Raw genomic sequence first — 15,936 nt, forward strand, 5'->3', positions numbered from 1 at the left:
CAAACGTCCGCTGGCTTGCACCTCGCCGCCGGGCCGGGGAGAGTCCCGGGCGCCCGTGTCCGCCGCCCTGCCCGAGACGCCCACCCCGCCCATGTCGCCCGAGCCCCTGCCGTCGGATGTCGCTCGGCCACATCCTCCGGCGAGCCCCTCCCTCCTCGCGAGGGCGGCCCTCGTCGTCGTGGCACTCCTGCCCGCTGTCATCGCCGTGGCCCAACTGGGCCGCATCCACCCCGACGAGGTGTTCCAGGCGCTGGAGCCCGCGTACTGGCGCGTGCATGGCTACGGCGTGCTGGCGTGGGAGTGGCGCGATGGCATCCGTAACTGGGCTGTCCCGGGAGTCCTGGCCGGCTTCCTGAAACTGGCGGGGATGCTGGGCATCACCGACCCCCAGGGCTACCGCGCGATGACGGCCCTGCCCCAGCTCGCGCTGCATGCGTGGAGCCTGTGGGCCGCGTACCGCTTCGCCGCCCGGCGTACAGGCGTCTCGGGAGGCTGGCTGGCCGTCCTGCTGGTGGGCCTCTACGGGCCGGTGCTCGTCTTCGCGGGCCGCACCCTGGCGGAGTCCATCTCCACCTCCTTCCTGGTGGTGGCCATGGAGGCCCTGGACCGGCGCGAGCGCGAGACGCGGGCAGGGCTCCTCGGTGGCGTCGCGCTGGGGCTCGCGGTGGTGACGCGCTACCCGTCCGCCATCTGTGTCCTCACCGCGCTGCTCTATCTGCTGGTGGCCCGGCGCTGGCGGATGCTGGCCTTCACCTGCCTGGGCGGGCTCGTCGTCGCGGCGGGCCTGGGACTCCTGGACCACCTCACCTGGGGCAGCCCCTTCCACTCGTTCTTCACCTACGTCCGCTTCAACGTCCTCTCGGGCGAGGCCGCGGCCCGCTTCGGCTCGGCGGCTCCCGGCTTCTACCTGCTCCCCCTGGTGACGGCCGTTCCCGGTTGGGCCTGGGTCGCGGTGCCCTTGGGCCTGCGAGCGGGGCGGCGAGGCGTGTCCCTGCCGCTGACGTGCGCCGCCGTCTACCTGGGCGTGCTGCTCGTCACCGCGCACAAGGAGGAGCGCTTCCTCTACCCGGCGCTGGTGCTGGGCGTGCTCGCGGCGGCGCCCGTCGTCGCGGACCTCCTCACCACGCGCGTTCCCGCATCCGCTCGATGGGGCGTGACGGCGATGGCGCTGGTGACGGGGCTCGTCTCCGCCCGCTGGTTCCCTCCCCAGGACCTGCGGGCGGACCAGTTCCGAGCCATCGTCGCGTCGACACGGATGGGCGGCGCCACGGGGCTGCTCATCGTCAACGAGGGGCTCTGGGGCTCCGGCGGCTTCTTCTACCTGGGCCAGCGCATCCCCTGGCTCACCTGTGACTGGCCCCGCGACGACGCCTTCCAGCGAGGGCTGAACGACCGGACCTTCAACCGTGCCGTCTCCTTCGAGGACCGGGCCCTGCCCGAGCTCCAGGCAGGCGGCTTCCGAATCGAGAAGCGCATCGGCCGCGAGACGCTGCTCGTCCGCGACTGAGGTCGACAGGGGAGGGCGCCCGTCAGGTGCTCTGGCCCAGGGCGGACTCCGTACCCCGCAAAGGCGAAGAGCCAGCCTCCGAAACGGAGACTGGCCCTTCAGAACGGCCGGGACACACGCGGTGGTACGCTACCGTTGCTTCCTTCCGGACCTGGCGGGGTTCGCGCCCCCACGTTGTCCCGACCACAAAGGCTGTAGACATCAACTGCAGTATCAACAACGGAGAGGGTGGGATTCGAACCCACGATACCCTTTCAGATATACACGCGTTCCAGGCGTGCGCCTTCAACCGCTCGGCCACCTCTCCAGAAAGTCTGGAGCGGAGAGCGTAGGATTCGAACCTACGATACCGTTACCGGTATGCCTGATTTCGAGTCAGGTGCCTTCGACCACTCGGCCAGCTCTCCAAGTATTCAATTGTCGCGTCGCTTCGCGCGCAGGCGCCCGAAGAACGTTTTGAGAAGAGTCGTGCTGTCCTGAGCGAGGATACCACGAGTGACCTGGAGCCGGTGGTTGTGCCGGGGTTCCTCGGCCAGATTGTAGAGAGAGCCGACCGCGCCGGCTTTCGGGTCCATGGCGCCAAACACGAGGCGAGTCACCCTGGACTGGACCAGCGCTCCGGCACACATGGCACACGGCTCCAACGTCACGTACAGGGTGACGCCCGTCAACCGCCAGACCCCGAGATGCCTGCGAGCGGCATCCAGTGCGAGGACTTCCGCATGGGCGAGGGGGTTGCGATCCACTTCGCGGCGGTTGAAGCCCGTGCCGATGATGTTTCCATCATGGACGGCAACCGCACCGACGGGGACTTCTCCGAGTGTCGCGGCTTCCCGCGCGAGCGCGAGCGCCTGCTGCATGAAAGCTTCGTCGTCACTCATGGAGACGGCGTGAGAGAAGGGAGCGCTCCCTGGAGGATTCGAACCTCCGGCCTTCGGATTCGTAGTCCGACGCTCTATCCAGCTGAGCTAAGGGAGCAAAATCTTCACGCGCTGCTACAACGACAAGTGGCGGAGAGAGAGGGATTCGAACCCTCGATACCCTTTCGAGTATGCAGGTTTAGCAAACCTGTGCCTTCAGCCTCTCGGCCATCTCTCCAACTCTTCTCTGTCAAAGAACCGCAAAACTCAAGAACATTTTCGGAGGCGGTAGGATTCGAACCTACGGAGAGCTTGCACCCTCTGCGGTTTTCAAGACCGCTGCCTTCAACCGCTCGGCCACGCCTCCAAACAACCCAGCCGGCGGTGTCCCTCGGACCGACGTCGACCGTGGGGCCGCCCTTCTACCTGATTCTTCGCCCGTTGCAAGCGGATGATCACACCTTTTCGCCACGCTGCTTCGCTACAGCGGCTTGAGCTCCTTGAGCCCTCCCATGTACGGCCAGAGGACCTCCGGGATGCCCACGGTGCCGTCGTCGCGCTGGTAGTTCTCCAGGATGGCGATGGACGTGCGGCCCACGGCCAGGCCACTGCCGTTCAGGGTGTGAGCGAGCTGGGGCTTGTCTCCCTTCTGGGGACGGAAGCGGATCTTCGCGCGGCGCGCCTGGAAGTCGCCGCAGTCCGAGCAGGACGAAATCTCCCGGTAGGCGTTCTGCCCCGGCAGCCAGACCTCGATGTCGTAGGTCTTGCGGGCCGAGAAGCCCATGTCGCCGGTGCACAGCAGCATCACCCGGTGGTGCAGGCCGAGCCGCCGCAGGATGTCGCACGCGTCGTCCGTCATGGCCTCGAGCTCGTCCAGGCTCTTGTCCGGCTGGGCGAACTTCACCATCTCCACCTTGTGGAACTGGTGCTGGCGGATGAGGCCGCGGGTGTCCTTGCCGGCCGCGCCTGCCTCCGCGCGGAAGCACGGGCTGAAGGCGCAGTAGCGGATGGGCATCGACTCGCCCTCGAGGATTTCGTCCGCGTGGTAGTTGGTGACGGGCACTTCCGACGTGGGGATGAGGAAGCGCTCGGGGTCGCCCAGCGTTTTGAAGGCGTCGTCCTCGAACTTGGGCAGCTGGCCCGTCCCCATCATCGTCTCGCGCAGCACCAGGTAGGGCGGGAGCAGCTCCGTGTAACCCTTCTGGGTGTGCACATCGATCATGAACGTGACGAGCGCCCGCTCCAGCCTGGCCAGCGCGCCCTTGTAGAAGGTGAAGCGGCTGCCGGACACCTTCGCGGCGCGCTCGAAGTCGAGCATGCCCAGCTTCTCGCCCAGCTCGAAGTGCTGCTTGGGCGTGAAGGGCAGGTTGGGCTTCTCACCCCAGCTCTTCACCTGGACGTTCTGGTCCGCGCTCTCACCCACGGGCACCGACTCGTGGGGGAGGTTGGGGATGAGCAGGAGGATGCGGTTGATCTCCTCCTCCACCTCCTTGAGGCGGCTGTCCTTCTCCTTGATCTCCTGGGAGACGGCGCGGAGGTCGCCGCGCAGCGCGTCCAGCGCCTGGGGGTCCTCCTTCGCCTTCTTCTTCATCTCCTCGTTGGCGGCGTTACGGCGCGCGGCGAGGGACTCCGTGGCGCGGTACAGCTCGCCGCGCTCGGAGAAGAGGCGCTGGAAGGGGCCGAGGTCCAGGTTGCCGCCCCGCGTCTTCAGGCGAGCGACGACCGCATCGAAGTTCTGCGCAACGTACCGGAGGTCCAGCATGGGGGACGCCTTGTAGTCACCCTTGGTGGGCGTCAGCAAGGTTCCTCGCGCCCGGGGTGCTCAAGGGCGGACGCCCCGGGCGACAGGTGCCTGACGCCGGCCATCCCCGTGAGGACGGCCGGCTGTCTGCTGCCCGCTAGTTCTGCAGGTCGTAGATCTCTTCCTCGATGTCCTTCTTGTCGGTCGCGTCCGGCTTCTTCACCAGGTAGTCCTTGAAGGCCTGGACGGCTTCCTTGCGCTTGTTCTTCTCCTTATAGGCGAAGCCCAGGTAGTAGTAGGTCATCGCGTTCTCCGGCTCGGCGTCGGCGGCCTTGCGGTACCAGTCGATGGCCTTGGCGTGCTGGGTCTGCTCGGTGAAGGCGCGGGCGACCTTGTAATAGACGTACGTGAGCTTGGTGTCCGCCTTGAGCGCCGTCTGGTAGCGCTTGATGGCGTCGTTCCAGCGGGCGGCGTTGAAGTAGGCGTCACCGATGGAGCCGAGCACGCGGGTGCGGCGCGGGTCCGACTTGAGGCTGGCCTCGAAGGACTCGATGGCCTCGTCGAACTCGCTGTTCTCCAGGTGGGCGTGGCCCAGGGCCTCGTGCGCGTCGGCGTTGGCCGGGTCCAGCTCCACGGCGGTGTTCCACTCACGGATGGCGTCGGGGAGCTGCTTGGCGTCGCGCAGGATGACGCCGTAGGCGTAGTGGTAGTCGGGGCGCTTGGGGGCGCGCTCCACGGCCTTGCGCATGGCGTCCATGGCCTGGGTGAACTCCAGCCGCTTCGCCTTCACCAGGGCCAGGTAGTAGAGCGCCTCGTGGTTGGAGGGCTCGTTGCTGAGCGCCAGGCCCAGGTTGCTCTCCGCGCCGGGCAAATCGCCCCGCTCCAGCAGCACCGCGCCCAGGGTGATGGGGATGGTGGTGGAGCGCGGGTCCTCGCCCTTGGCCTTCTCCAGCTCCGCCACGGCCTCGTCGAGCTTGCCCAGCCGCCACAGCACGAGTCCGCGCTGCAGCCGGCCGTCCTTCAACAGGTGCGGGTCCAGCTCCAGGGCGCGGTTGGCCTCCGTCTGGGCCTTCTCCAGGTCACCGTTGAGCAGCGCCACGCGCGACAGGCCCAGGTGGGCGTCGGCGAGGTTGGGGTCCAGTTGCACGGCGCGCTCGAACTCCTGCTGGCCCAACAGGGCGTTGTTCTCCGCCAGGGCCAGCTCGCCCAGACCCGCGCGCACGCCGGCCAGGTCCGGGGCCTTGGTGGCGGCCTGCTCCAGCTGGGTGCGGGCCTCCGCGTTGCGGCGCTGACGCAGGTAGAAGCGGCCCAGGTAGAGGTTCGCCTCCACCAGGTTGGCGTCCGCGGCGATGGCGCGCTTGTAGTGGCCCTCCGCCTCGGAGAGCTTGTCCAGCGCGTCCTCGATGCGGCCGTAGAGGTACGCGATGCGCGCCTCGTTGGGGAAGCGCTGGCTGGCCTTCTGCACGGCGTCCAGCGCCGCCTGCATCTTGCCGGTCATCACCAGCGAGGTGATGTGGCCGTCGGCGTACTCCAGGTTGTCGCCTTCCTCCGACGCGAGCGCCGTGTAGAGGGGCAGGGCGCCCTCGTAGTTGCGCTGGGCGCGCAGCACGTGGGCCAGCTGGGCCTTGAGGAAGTCGGACTGCGGGTCCTTCTCCATCGCGGACTTCAGCTCGGCCTCGGCCTCCTTGGGCTTGTGCTGATGGAAGAGCGCCACGCCCTTGAGGCCCCGGGCGCGGGCGAGCTCCGCCGGGCCCAGCGCGGACTGGACGTCCTCGGCCAGGGCCTCGTCGACGGACTGGGCGCCCTTCTCCGCGTCCTTGCGCACCAGGAGCTGCACGGCGGCGAGCTCCACGGCGGACGAGGCGTGCTTGCGGTCCGCCTCGAGCGCGGCGGCGTAGGCGGCGGCGGCCTCGTCGGCGCGGCCGGCGGCCTGGTGCAGGTTGCCCAGCGCGTGGTGGGCCTTGGCGGACTTGCCGTCGGCGGCGAGTACCTTCTTCAGCGTCTCGATGGCGCCGTTGAAGTCGCGCTTCATCGTCTGGGCCTCGGCCACGAGGAAGGCCAGCTCCAGGTCGCCCTGGTTGCCCTCCCGCGAGTACGCGTCCAGGAGCGGCGCCAGCGCGGCGTCCGCCTGCCGCGAGGTGAGCGCGAGCGAGGCCGTCACCTTGATGAAGTCGACGTCCTTCTCACCGAGCAGCTCGATGTCCGCCATGCCGTCGCGGCAGCGGGCCATGTCGGACGCGTCCGCGGCGGCGTACTTGCGCTGCAGGTAGTAGACGGACTGGCACCACAGCGAGCGCACCGCCGGGTACTCCTTCTCCTGGAGCGCCTGGGCGGAGAGCGTGTGGGCCTGCTTGTAGCTGGCGAAGGTGTCCTGGAGCAGGGCCTGCTGGGCCTGGCTCACCAGCTGCGCCTGGGGCGAGCCGTCCGAGACACGCGCGGGGAACAGGGCCCGGCGGCCGAAGGCGCCGTAGCGCGTGCCGAACTCGGTGCCCACGCCGATGCCCAGCAGCACCACGCCGACGCCGGCGGCGATGAACATGGGGACGCGCTTCTTGAGCTTCTCGTTGGCGCCGCTGCGGTCCACCACGGAGACGGCCGCCATGCGGCCCTCGTAGAGCTGCTCCAGCCGGCGCATGTTCGCCTGCTGGCCGTTGGCGTCCGAGGCGGGGGCGCTGGGCGAGTCCGACGCGGCGGCGACGGGCGCGGCCGCCACCACCTTGGCCGGGCCCTCCATCAGCCGCTGGATGGCGGCGGCGAAGGTGGGGATGGTGCCGATGGCGGACCAGGACTCGGAGTCGAGCGAGACGTCCTCGTTGCCGAGCAGCTGGCCATCCTCGAGCATCTTCACGACGACGCCCTCGTCGAACGGGCCGAACACCTTGCCCGAGCGGCGGCGCACGTGGAAGCGGCGCACCTTCGCGCCCGCCTGGGCGCCCGCGTCGCGGCCGGCGGCGTCGTCGATGAACGACAACATCTCCAGGCCGTCGGCGGGGCCGGCGTTGGGCGGCGGAGGCAGCGGATCCGACAGGTCCGCCTCCAGGTCATCCGCGGGGCGCGCGGTGGGGTCGAACTCGAGCGAGTCCGGGATGCCGGGCGACGCCGAGGGCGGGGGCGAGCCGAAGTCCACGTCGCCGAAGTCCACCGCGGGGTTGAAGGGCGCGGGCGGCGGGGGCGCGGCCTGGGGCGGGGGCTCGGCGAAGTCGAGGCTGAAGTCCGGCATCGGCGCGGGCGCGGAGGGCGCGGCGAAGTCGAACGACAGGTCCTGCGGCGGCGCGGCGGGGGCCGGCAGGTCGGCGAAGTCCATCGCGGGCGCGGCGGGGGACGGCAAATCCGAGAAGTCCAGTCCGGGCGAGGCCACCGGTGGCGCGGCCGCGAACGGATCCGCGGGCATCGGCAGCTCGGCGAAGTCGAACGAAGGGCCACCGTCGGCAGGCGGGGGCATCGCGAACGGATCCGCGTCGACGGGCGGCTGCGAGTACGCGGGAGGCGGAGGCAGCGCGAACGGGTCGTCGCTCACGGTCGGCTGCGAGTACGCGGGAGGCGGGGGCAGCGCGAACGGGTCGTCGTTGACGGGGGCCTGTGCGTACGCGGGGGGCGGGGGCAGCGCGAACGGGTCGTCGTTGACGGGCGGCTGCGAGTACGCGGGCGGAGGCGGCAGCGCGAACGGGTTCGCCTCGACGGGGGCGCTGGCGTGTCCGGGCGCGGGCGTCGGGGGCAGGGCGAAGGCGGTGGCCTCGCCGCTCGGCGACTCGACGTCGAAGGCGAACGGGTCCGCCTCCGGCTGGGGCTGCGCGGGGACGGGCAGCGAGTCGTCGGAGAAGTCGAAGTCGCGCGCGGTGCCGAGCGTGTCGGGCTGGCTGAAGGACGAGGACGGGTCCAGGTCCACGGGCGGCGCCAGCGCGTCATCGGAGAAGTCGAAGTCGCGCGTGCCGTTGGCCCGGGCGGGCGGGGCGGCCTGCTCCGGGAACGCGGCGTTGGGCATCGGAATGGCCACGACACGCGTCACGTCGCGGTCCTGGCGCGCAGGAGGCTCCGCGTCGTCGAAGCCCGTGCCGAACGCATCCGCCTGGGGCGCGGCGCCGGGCAGGGGGATGGCGTCAACGGCCGAGGCGGCGCCGGGCAGCGGGATGGCGCCGGCGTTGTCACCGAAGGCGTCCTGGGGCGCGGCGCCGGGCAGCGGAATCGCGCCCGCGTCGTAGCCGTAGGGGGCGGCCTGAGGGGCGCTGCCGGGCAGCGGAATGGCGCCGGCGTCGTAGCCGAAGGCGTCCGCCTGGGGCGCGGCGCCGGGGAGCGGAATGGCCCCCGCGTCGTAGCCGTAGGGGGCTGCCTGGGGCGCGGCGCCGGGGAGTGGAATGGCCTCGGGACCCGCACCCATGGCGATGGCACCCGAGGGAGCGGCGCCGGGCAGCGGAATCGCGCCGCCGCCGAAGGCATCCGCCTGAGGGGCGCTGCCGGGCAGCGGAATGGCGCCGGCGTCGTAGCCGAAGCCGCCCGACTGGGGCGCGGCGCCGGGGAGCGGAATGGCCTCGGCGCTCGCCCCCATGGTGCCGGATGGCGCGGCGCCGGGGAGGGGAATGGCGGCGGGCGCGCTGGCCTGTCCCGGGAGGGGAATGGCGGCGGCGGGCGCCGGAGCGCTCACGGCCTCGGCTTTGATGGGGAAGGTGGTCTGGCACCGGGCGCATTTGAGCTTCGCGCCACCCGGGGGGATCCGCTTGTCATCGATGTTGTAATTCGTCTGGCAAGACGGGCAGGAGACTTTCATGGGGTTCCTTCGACAGGACCGGCGCGGCGCAGGGTAGCAGAGGCGTTTCCAGCCCGGAAAGAACGCGCAAGCCCGCACTGGGGGCGTTGTTCCGCCCCCGCCTCCCCAGGCGAGCATCCGAGGGCCCCGTCGGCTCCGCGTTTCCGCCCACCGCGCGTTCGGCTCCCCCCTCACCGGGAGGAGGTGGTAGGACCGACCCGCCATGGAACCCATCGTCATCCTCGGAGCGGGGCTCGCGGGCCTGTCCACCGCCCACTTCCTCCAGAAGCCCTGGCGCCTCATCGAGAAGTCCGAGCGCGTCGGCGGGCTCATCAAGACCGAGGTCATCGACGGGTGTTATTTCGACCCCACCGGCCATTGGCTCCACCTGCGCGACCCTGAAATCCAGGAGCTCGTCAACACGCGGTGGCTGCCGGGGCAGATGGTCCGCATCCAGCGCAAGGCGGGCATCTTCACGCGCGGCGTCTTCACCCGCTTCCCGTACCAGGTGAACACGCACGGGCTGCCGCCCGAGGTCGTCTCCGAGAACCTCATCGGCTACGTGGACGCCATCTACGGCGAGAAGGGCCGCGCCCTGCGCGAGCGCGAGCCCCGCGACTTCGAGGAGTTCATCCTCCGCTACATGGGCGAGGGCTTCGCGAAGAACTTCATGGTGCCCTACAACCAGAAGCTCTGGACGGTGCACCCGCGTGAGATGTCCGCCGCCTGGGTGGGCCGCTTCGTGCCGCGCCCCTCGCTCAAAGAGGTGGTGGACGGGGCGCTGGGCGCCGGCAGCGACGCGGTGGGCTACAACGCGTCCTTCCTCTACCCGCGCGAGGGCGGCATCGAGAGCCTGGCGCGCGCCATGCTGCGCGACCTGAAGGGTGGCGAGCTGAGCCTGAACACCGAGCCCACCTCCATCGACTGGAAGGCGCGCAGGGTGGTGCTGAACGACGGCCGGACGCTGTCGTACTCGGGCCTCGTGTCCTCCGTGTCCCTGCCGGGGCTGGTGCGGCTGCTCGCGCAAGGGGCCTCGGGCGTGCCCGACGAGGTGGTCGCCGCGGCGAAGCGCCTTCGCGCCACCACCGTCACCTACGTCGCCGTGGCCGCGCGCGGGCCCAACCGCCAGCCCTGGCATTGGATCTACCTGCCGGAGCCGGAGTTCCACACGTACCGCATCGGCTCGCCGTCGGCCGTCTACGACGCGCTGGCGCCCAGGGACACGTCCACCTTCTACGTGGAGTACAGCCACCACGGAGAGCTGGCCCCGGCCACCGCCGAGCAGTACGCGGTGCAGGACCTGCTGCGCTCCCAGATGATCCACTCCGCGGACGACGTCCTCTTCGCCCACGCGCGGGAGATTCCCCACGCGTATGTCCTCTACGACGAGGCCTACGGTCCAGCGAAGGCGGAAATCCTCCGTTTCCTGGAGCACGCCGGCATCCAGACGGCGGGGCGCTACGGGCAGTGGGAGTACTCGTCCATGGAGGATGCCATCCTCGGCGGGCGGGCCTGTGCCCGGACGCTGAACGGCTGACGGACGTCTGCGACTTCCGACGCATCTTGTCGACGGGTGCCGCGCGGCATGCTAGGCGGACCGGACTGTCGCTCGTCCGGACGTGATTCCATGGCACCGCACCTGTCCGTCGTCATCCCGGTCTACAACGAGGAGTCCATCATCGCCTCGGCGGCGGAGGAGTTGCGCCAGGGGCTGGATGCGCGTGGGCTCGACTACGAAATCATCTTCGCGGAGAACGGCTCGAAGGATGCCACCACGAGCATCCTCGACGCGCTGTGCGCGAAGCACCCTCGGATGCGCTGGTTCCACTCCGAGCGTCCCAACTACGGCGTCGCCCTCAAGGCCGGCATCCTCATGGCCCGGGGCACGTACGTCATCTGCGACGAGATCGACCTGTGCGACGTCACCTTCTACGACGCGGCGCTGCCGCGGCTGGAGCGGGGTGAGGCGGACATGGTGGTGGGCTCCAAGGCGGCCAAGGGCGCCAGCGACCAGCGCCCGCTCATCCGCCGCGCGGCCACGCGGGTGCACAACAAGCTGCTCAAGGTGACGCTGGGCTTCCAGGGCACGGACACGCACGGCCTCAAGGCCTTCCGCCGCGAGGCGCTCCTGCCCGTCATCCAGAAGTGCGTGGTGGACATGGACGTGTTCGCCAGCGAGTTCGTCATCCGCGCGTGGCGCGAGGGGCTGAAGGTGATGGAGATCCCCATCCAGCTCCACGAGAAGCGCCAGCCGTCCATCCACCTCTTCAAGCGCGTGCCCAACGTGCTCAAGAACGTGGGCAAGCTGTTCTACGTCATCCGCGTGCGCGGCACCTGACGCGAAGCAGGGGGCGCGCCGTGACGAGGATTGCGTCCATCTCCGTCGACCTGGACTCGCTGCCGCACTACTGCCGCATCCACGGGCTGCCGGAGTCGCTCCTGGACGCGCGCGCCCGCTCGCTGGTGCACCAGGTGGCGGTGCCTCGCTTCCGCGAGCTGTGGGACGCGCTGGGCGTGCCCGGCACCTTCTTCGCCATCGGCGAGGACCTGGAGTCGGACCCCGTCGCCGCCGCCGGCATGCGCGCCGCCCACGAGGCGGGCATCGAGGTGGCGAGCCACAGCCACGCCCACGACTACGCGCTCACGCGCCGGGGACCGGACGCCATCCTCGCGGACCTGCGCCGCGCCGATGACGTCATCCTCCAGGCCACGGGCACGCGCCCGGTGGGCTTCCGCGCGCCGGGCTACACGCTCAACGCGGACCTCTACGCCGCCACCCAGGCGCTGGGCTACCAGTACGGCTCCTCCGCCTTCCCGGCCGCGCCGTACTACGCGGCGAAGGCGGCGGTGATGGGGGCGCTGGCCCTGGTCGGCCGGCCCTCGCGCTCGGTGCTCGACACGCCCCGGGTGCTGCTCGCGCCGCGCGCGCCGTACCGGCCGGACCCCGCGAATCCCTACCGGCGTGGCACAGGCTCCGTGCTGGAGCTGCCCATGGCGGTGACGCCCGCGCTGCGCTTCCCGTTCATCGGCACCTTCGCCACCACGCTGCCCCTGCGCTCGCTGCGCGGAGCCTGGCGCGCGTGCCGACGCGACCCCTTCTTCAACTTCGAGCTGCATGGGGTCGACGTGCTCGACGCGACGGACGGCATCCCCGGCGAACTGGTGCGCCAGCAGCGGGACTTGCGCGTCGGAGCGGCGCGGAAGCTGGAGCGGCTGCGCGAAGTCTTCGGCTGGCTGCGCTCGGAGTGCGACGTCGTCACCCTGCGCGACGCGGCCAGGCGCCTGTCCGCCAGCGTCTGAGCCTCAGCGCGCCACCGCGGGCGAGCCGAGCACGTCCACCACCGCGTCGTGCACGCGCCGGTCCGTGAGCATCCACGGGTGCAGCAGCACGGGGAACCTTCGCTCGCTGGCGCCGGGCAGCCGCGAGCTGGAGGCGGGGAGGATGGTCAAATCCCAGGGCGTCCAGAAGCTGTGCACCTCCGTGGCGCCCCAGGGGCGCGGGTCCTGCTGGAGCGCGCGCAAGAGCCGGCTGCCCGGGCGCATCTGGGTCACGCCCTTGCCGCGTCCCAGGAACGCCAGGCCCGTGCCCGCGTGAGGCCCGGAGATGGAGATGAAGCGCCGCACCACCAGCCTGCCGCCCAACAGCTGCACCCAGTAGCGGCTGACCAGCGCGCCCATGCTGAAGCCCACCACGTCCACACGACGGGCGCCGGTGCGCGCACGCAGCGCCTCGGCCTCCCGCGCCACCTGCCGCGCCAACGCGGGGATGCCCTCGCTGCCGTTGTTGGGGACCAGGGAGATGGCGTGGACGTGCGGCCAGCCCTCCTGCTCCAGCCGGCCGCGCAGGGCGTCGAAGGCGCTGGCGTCGTCTCCGATGCCGTGCACCAGCAACACCGGCGCGCGCTGCTCCACGGGCGCCCGCCGCGGCGACACCGCGAGGGACGACGCCGTCATGGCGCACCCCTCGCAGAACCACGCCAGGGCCAGCAGGACGAGCATCGCGCGCATGCAGGGCGGGACATGGCGATGTCACTCCCCGCTCGCAAGGGACCCCCGGCGCATCCGTTCACGCGAGTCGATGGCGCACACCCTTCCCGTCACGCAGTGCACTCCCGGCTGTCCATGAAGGGCCCCATCGGCGTCCACGCGACGAAACGGCCCCGCCCGTCGCGCATTCCCCTCCCGCGGGAGCCTACACCCAGGCGCACCCCGGTCGCGCCAGCCCCTCGGCATCCCCGGGGATGGCCGCCCTTCACGGACTGTCCGGAGCCCAACGCCACGTCCCCGGGCCCGGGCCCGGCGCGGGGGAGGGTTTCTCCACTCCCGGTGGAAGGGCCGGTGGTGTAAAGAGCCGGGACCATGCTGGAGCGACTCGGCGACCGAGTGAAGAAGGGCCTGCGCGACTGGACCGACCGCCTGGCCAACGACGAGCAGAAGGAACGGATGCAGGCCCTGGCCCGGCCGCAGAACGAGTACGGGGTGGACCCCTTCGGGTACAACCTGGACTTCAGCCTGTCCGCCGTGGCGCCCTTCCTGTGGCTCTACCGCAACTACTTCCGCGTGGAGACCTTCGGCGTCGAGAAGGTCCCCGCCGGCCGCGTGCTGCTGGTGTCCAACCACTCCGGGCAGCTGCCGCTGGACGGCGCCATGATTGGCGTGTCGCTGATGCTGGAGGCAAGTCCCCCCCGCGCCATGCGCAGCATGGTGGAGAAGTGGGTGCCCTCGCTGCCGTACGTCTCCACCTTCATGGCGCGCATGGGGCAGATTGTCGGCACGCCGGAGAACTGCCGGCGGCTGCTCGAGTCCGACGAGGCCATCCTCGTCTTCCCGGAGGGGCTGCGCGGCATCAACAAGCTGTGGCCCCAGCGCTACCAGCTCCAGGAGTTCGGCCTGGGCTTCATGCGCCTGGCGCTGGAGACGCGCACGCCCATCGTCCCCGTGGCCGTCGTGGGCGCCGAGGAGCAGGCCCCCGCGCTCATGGACCTCAAGCCGGTGGCGAAGCTGCTGGGCTTCCCGTCGTTCCCCATCACCCCCACGGGCGTGCCCTTCCCGCTGCCCACGAAGTACCGCATCTACTTCGGGGACCCGATGCACTTCTCGGGGCGCCCCGACGACGAGGACAGCGAGCTGGACAAGAAGGTCCGCACCGTGAAGGCGGCCATCCAGTCCATGCTCCACCAGGGCCTCAAGGAGCGCCGCGGGGTGTTCTGGTGAGCGATTACGCCCGGAGTCGCGGGACCAAGAGAGTGCAACCATGAGACCGGCCGTCGTCGTCACGGGCATCAGCGGCAACCTCGGCCGCACCCTCGCCAAGCTCCTCCACAAGCACGAGCGCATCATCGGCATCGACCGGCGCCCCTTCGTGGGCCGGCCGAAGGACGTGGAGATGTACGAGCTGGACCTGCGCAAGAAGAAGGCCGAGGACGTCTTCCGCAAGAACGAGGTCCGCGCCGTCATCCACATGGGCATCATGCATGACCCGCGCATGAGCGAGGAGGAGCACCACTCGTTCAACGTCGTGGGCACCACGCGGCTGCTCGAGTACTGCGCGAAGTACGGCGTGAAGAAGGTGGTGGTGCTGTCCTCGGCCAACGTCTACGGACCCAGCCCGGACAACTCCAACTTCCTCACCGAGGACGCGCCGCTCATGGCGGCCAGCCGCTTCTCCGGCGTGCGGGACTTGATTGAAGTGGACATGCTCGCGCATGGCTTCTTCTGGAAGCACCCACACATCGAGACGGTGATTCTCCGGCCCGTGCACATCGTCGGGCCCACCATCAAGAACGCGCCCTCCAACTACCTGCGCCTGCGCCACCCGTGGATGATGGCGGGCTTCGACCCGATGGTTCAGCTCATCCACGTGGAGGACGTCGCCCGCGCCATGGTGGCCGCGCTCCGGCCGGAGCCCAAGGGCGTCTACAACGTGGTGGGCCCGGGCGAGGTGCCCCTGTCCGCGGTGATGCGCGAATTGGGCAACTCGCCCATCCCCGTGCCGCACCCGGTGGCCCGGCCCCTGTTGGGCATGCTCTTCAAGTACCGGCTGGCCAACTTCCCGCCCCCGGAGCTGGACCACATCCAGTTCCTGTGCGCCGTGGACGGCAGCCGCTGGGTGCGGGACGTGGACTGGAAGCCCCGCCACTCCATGCGCGAGACCATCCGCGCGGTGAACGGCGAGTAGCCACCACTCCCCGGAGGAAAGTCCGAGGGTCCCCTGACACGGTTGTCGTGCCTGGCACGACGCCGAAGGCTGGACCCTCTGACACGAGTGTCAGGACCCCGACGGCCCCACCCCAGGACTGTCGGCGCGCCCTCCTCGCAAGCCCTTGAATCTCCAGGTGATGCGATGCGGGCTGCCCGGTGCGCGGGGCGTGGCATCGCCATTGCTCTAGTGGCCGGCGTCACCGCGCGGCGACGCGGGCCTGTTCAACACACCGTCGCCCCGCTCACATGTCAGGGCGCTCCATGGGGGAGCTCCCGACGCCCATCGACTCGGCCGGCCCCGAGCCGATGGGCGGATTCTTGTAGGGCACTCCATTGGGGAGTTCCCGACGCCCACCGCCTCGGCCGGCCCCGAGTCGGTGGGCGGTTTCTTTTTCAGCGCAGCTCGTCCGCGAACGGCCCCTCGTCCTGACGCTCCAGCAGCCACGTGCCGTGCTGGTAGACGAACTCCGACGTGACGACCGAGACGTGCTCGGACGCGGAGGGCAGGCGCATCCACTGGATGCGGCTCTGGATGAAGGCCCGCGTGCCGTCCTCGGACAGCTGCCCGTCCTCGATTTCGTAGTCGGTGATGGTCAAGTCCCGCTCGTCGTTGAGCGCGATGCGGGCCTTGGTGAACGCCTTGCGCTTCTCCGGGACGATGAAGCGGGCCGCGGAGCGGAAGTCCTTCCAGCGGATGACCTGATGGAACTGCTCCACCGTGGGCTTGAGTTCTTCCAGGTTGGATTTCTTGGATACGGTTGCGCACCCGGACAGGGCCAGGACGAGGAAAAGGGCAGGCAGGCGATTCACGAGGGGGACGGTAGCATCCGGCGCCCGCCCCGGACGAGGGCGGGGTGCTATGGTCCGGCTCCCCCGCCCGAGCACC

Annotated in this window: 11 protein-coding genes, 5 tRNA genes and 1 other RNA gene; 6 read left to right on the forward strand and 11 right to left on the reverse strand. The window is 70.2% G+C overall.

Features of this window, described 5'->3' with window-relative positions:
* The first annotated feature begins 55 nt into the window (after window positions 1-55).
* The gene (locus K8640_RS32075) at window positions 56-1,507 is read left to right on the forward strand and encodes a glycosyltransferase family 39 protein (RefSeq protein ID WP_223750558.1); all 1,452 of its coding nucleotides are present in this window, start codon (window positions 56-58) and stop codon (window positions 1,505-1,507) included.
* A gap of 97 nt (window positions 1,508-1,604) precedes the next feature.
* On the opposite strand, the gene ffs is transcribed toward K8640_RS32075, so the two are convergent.
* The 9 genes from ffs to K8640_RS32120 all read right to left on the reverse strand — a co-directional run bounded on the left by ffs (window position 1,605) and on the right by K8640_RS32120 (window position 8,870).
* Window positions 1,605-1,697, reverse strand: an RNA gene (ffs, locus tag K8640_RS32080) — signal recognition particle sRNA small type.
* A 30-nt stretch (window positions 1,698-1,727) separates the two neighbouring features.
* Window positions 1,728-1,814: transfer RNA gene (locus K8640_RS32085), tRNA-Ser, on the reverse strand.
* Between the two features lie 13 nt (window positions 1,815-1,827).
* Window positions 1,828-1,914, reverse strand: a tRNA-Ser gene (locus K8640_RS32090).
* Between the two features lie 6 nt (window positions 1,915-1,920).
* The gene (gene tadA / locus K8640_RS32095; protein WP_223750559.1) at window positions 1,921-2,388 is read right to left on the reverse strand and encodes a tRNA adenosine(34) deaminase TadA; all 468 of its coding nucleotides are present in this window, start codon (window positions 2,386-2,388) and stop codon (window positions 1,921-1,923) included.
* Between the two features lie 23 nt (window positions 2,389-2,411).
* Window positions 2,412-2,485, reverse strand: a tRNA-Arg gene (locus tag K8640_RS32100).
* A gap of 30 nt (window positions 2,486-2,515) precedes the next feature.
* Window positions 2,516-2,605 (reverse strand) — tRNA-Ser (locus K8640_RS32105).
* Between the two features lie 42 nt (window positions 2,606-2,647).
* Window positions 2,648-2,734: transfer RNA gene (locus tag K8640_RS32110), tRNA-Ser, on the reverse strand.
* 114 nt (window positions 2,735-2,848) lie between these two features.
* Window positions 2,849-4,129 carry a serine--tRNA ligase gene (serS, locus tag K8640_RS32115; protein WP_223750642.1) on the reverse strand — a complete coding sequence of 427 codons (1,281 nt, stop codon included), beginning with the start codon at window positions 4,127-4,129 and terminating at the stop codon, window positions 2,849-2,851.
* A 136-nt stretch (window positions 4,130-4,265) separates the two neighbouring features.
* Window positions 4,266-8,870, reverse strand: coding sequence for a tetratricopeptide repeat protein (locus K8640_RS32120; protein WP_223750560.1), 4,605 nt, complete (start codon window positions 8,868-8,870; stop codon window positions 4,266-4,268).
* 202 nt (window positions 8,871-9,072) lie between these two features.
* Here K8640_RS32120 and K8640_RS32125 point away from each other — a divergent pair, with 202 nt between their 5' ends.
* From K8640_RS32125 to K8640_RS32135, 3 genes are all read left to right on the forward strand, one after another.
* Window positions 9,073-10,386, forward strand: coding sequence for an NAD(P)/FAD-dependent oxidoreductase (locus K8640_RS32125; protein WP_223750561.1), 1,314 nt, complete (start codon window positions 9,073-9,075; stop codon window positions 10,384-10,386).
* A gap of 90 nt (window positions 10,387-10,476) precedes the next feature.
* Entirely contained in the window at window positions 10,477-11,187 is a 711-nt protein-coding gene (locus K8640_RS32130; RefSeq protein ID WP_141328445.1) for a glycosyltransferase family 2 protein, read from the forward strand.
* A gap of 20 nt (window positions 11,188-11,207) precedes the next feature.
* The gene (locus K8640_RS32135; RefSeq protein ID WP_223750562.1) at window positions 11,208-12,149 is read left to right on the forward strand and encodes a polysaccharide deacetylase family protein; all 942 of its coding nucleotides are present in this window, start codon (window positions 11,208-11,210) and stop codon (window positions 12,147-12,149) included.
* A 3-nt stretch (window positions 12,150-12,152) separates the two neighbouring features.
* Here K8640_RS32135 and K8640_RS32140 read toward each other — a convergent pair whose 3' ends face one another.
* A complete protein-coding gene (locus K8640_RS32140) occupies window positions 12,153-12,857 on the reverse strand; it encodes a triacylglycerol lipase (RefSeq protein ID WP_223750563.1) in 705 nt (234 codons plus the stop codon).
* Window positions 12,858-13,208: 351 nt separating this feature from the next.
* On the opposite strand from K8640_RS32140, the gene K8640_RS32145 reads away from it, so the two are divergent.
* Window positions 13,209-14,063 carry a lysophospholipid acyltransferase family protein gene (locus K8640_RS32145; protein WP_141328441.1) on the forward strand — a complete coding sequence of 285 codons (855 nt, stop codon included), beginning with the start codon at window positions 13,209-13,211 and terminating at the stop codon, window positions 14,061-14,063.
* A 40-nt stretch (window positions 14,064-14,103) separates the two neighbouring features.
* A complete protein-coding gene (locus K8640_RS32150) occupies window positions 14,104-15,027 on the forward strand; it encodes an SDR family oxidoreductase (RefSeq protein ID WP_223750564.1) in 924 nt (307 codons plus the stop codon).
* A 416-nt stretch (window positions 15,028-15,443) separates the two neighbouring features.
* Here K8640_RS32150 and K8640_RS32155 read toward each other — a convergent pair whose 3' ends face one another.
* The gene (locus tag K8640_RS32155) at window positions 15,444-15,860 is read right to left on the reverse strand and encodes a hypothetical protein (protein ID WP_223750565.1); all 417 of its coding nucleotides are present in this window, start codon (window positions 15,858-15,860) and stop codon (window positions 15,444-15,446) included.
* Between the last annotated feature and the right edge of the window lie 76 nt (window positions 15,861-15,936).

The sequence above is a fragment of the Myxococcus sp. XM-1-1-1 genome, assembly GCF_020037095.1.
In the GTDB taxonomy this organism is placed as follows: Bacteria; Myxococcota; Myxococcia; order Myxococcales; family Myxococcaceae; genus Myxococcus; species Myxococcus fulvus.

What these genes read in the sequence shown, in the direction of transcription:
- tadA (WP_223750559.1), bottom strand. Translation starts at nt 2,388, where the DNA reads ATGAGTGACGACGAAGCTTTCATGCAGCAGGCGCTCGCGCTCGCGCGG.
- serS (WP_223750642.1), bottom strand. Translation starts at nt 4,129, where the DNA reads ATGCTGGACCTCCGGTACGTTGCGCAGAACTTCGATGCGGTCGTCGCT.
- K8640_RS32120 (WP_223750560.1), bottom strand. Translation starts at nt 8,870, where the DNA reads ATGAAAGTCTCCTGCCCGTCTTGCCAGACGAATTACAACATCGATGAC.
- K8640_RS32125 (WP_223750561.1), top strand. Translation starts at nt 9,073, where the DNA reads ATGGAACCCATCGTCATCCTCGGAGCGGGGCTCGCGGGCCTGTCCACC.
- K8640_RS32130 (WP_141328445.1), top strand. Translation starts at nt 10,477, where the DNA reads ATGGCACCGCACCTGTCCGTCGTCATCCCGGTCTACAACGAGGAGTCC.
- K8640_RS32140 (WP_223750563.1), bottom strand. Translation starts at nt 12,857, where the DNA reads ATGCGCGCGATGCTCGTCCTGCTGGCCCTGGCGTGGTTCTGCGAGGGG.
- K8640_RS32145 (WP_141328441.1), top strand. Translation starts at nt 13,209, where the DNA reads ATGCTGGAGCGACTCGGCGACCGAGTGAAGAAGGGCCTGCGCGACTGG.
- K8640_RS32150 (WP_223750564.1), top strand. Translation starts at nt 14,104, where the DNA reads ATGAGACCGGCCGTCGTCGTCACGGGCATCAGCGGCAACCTCGGCCGC.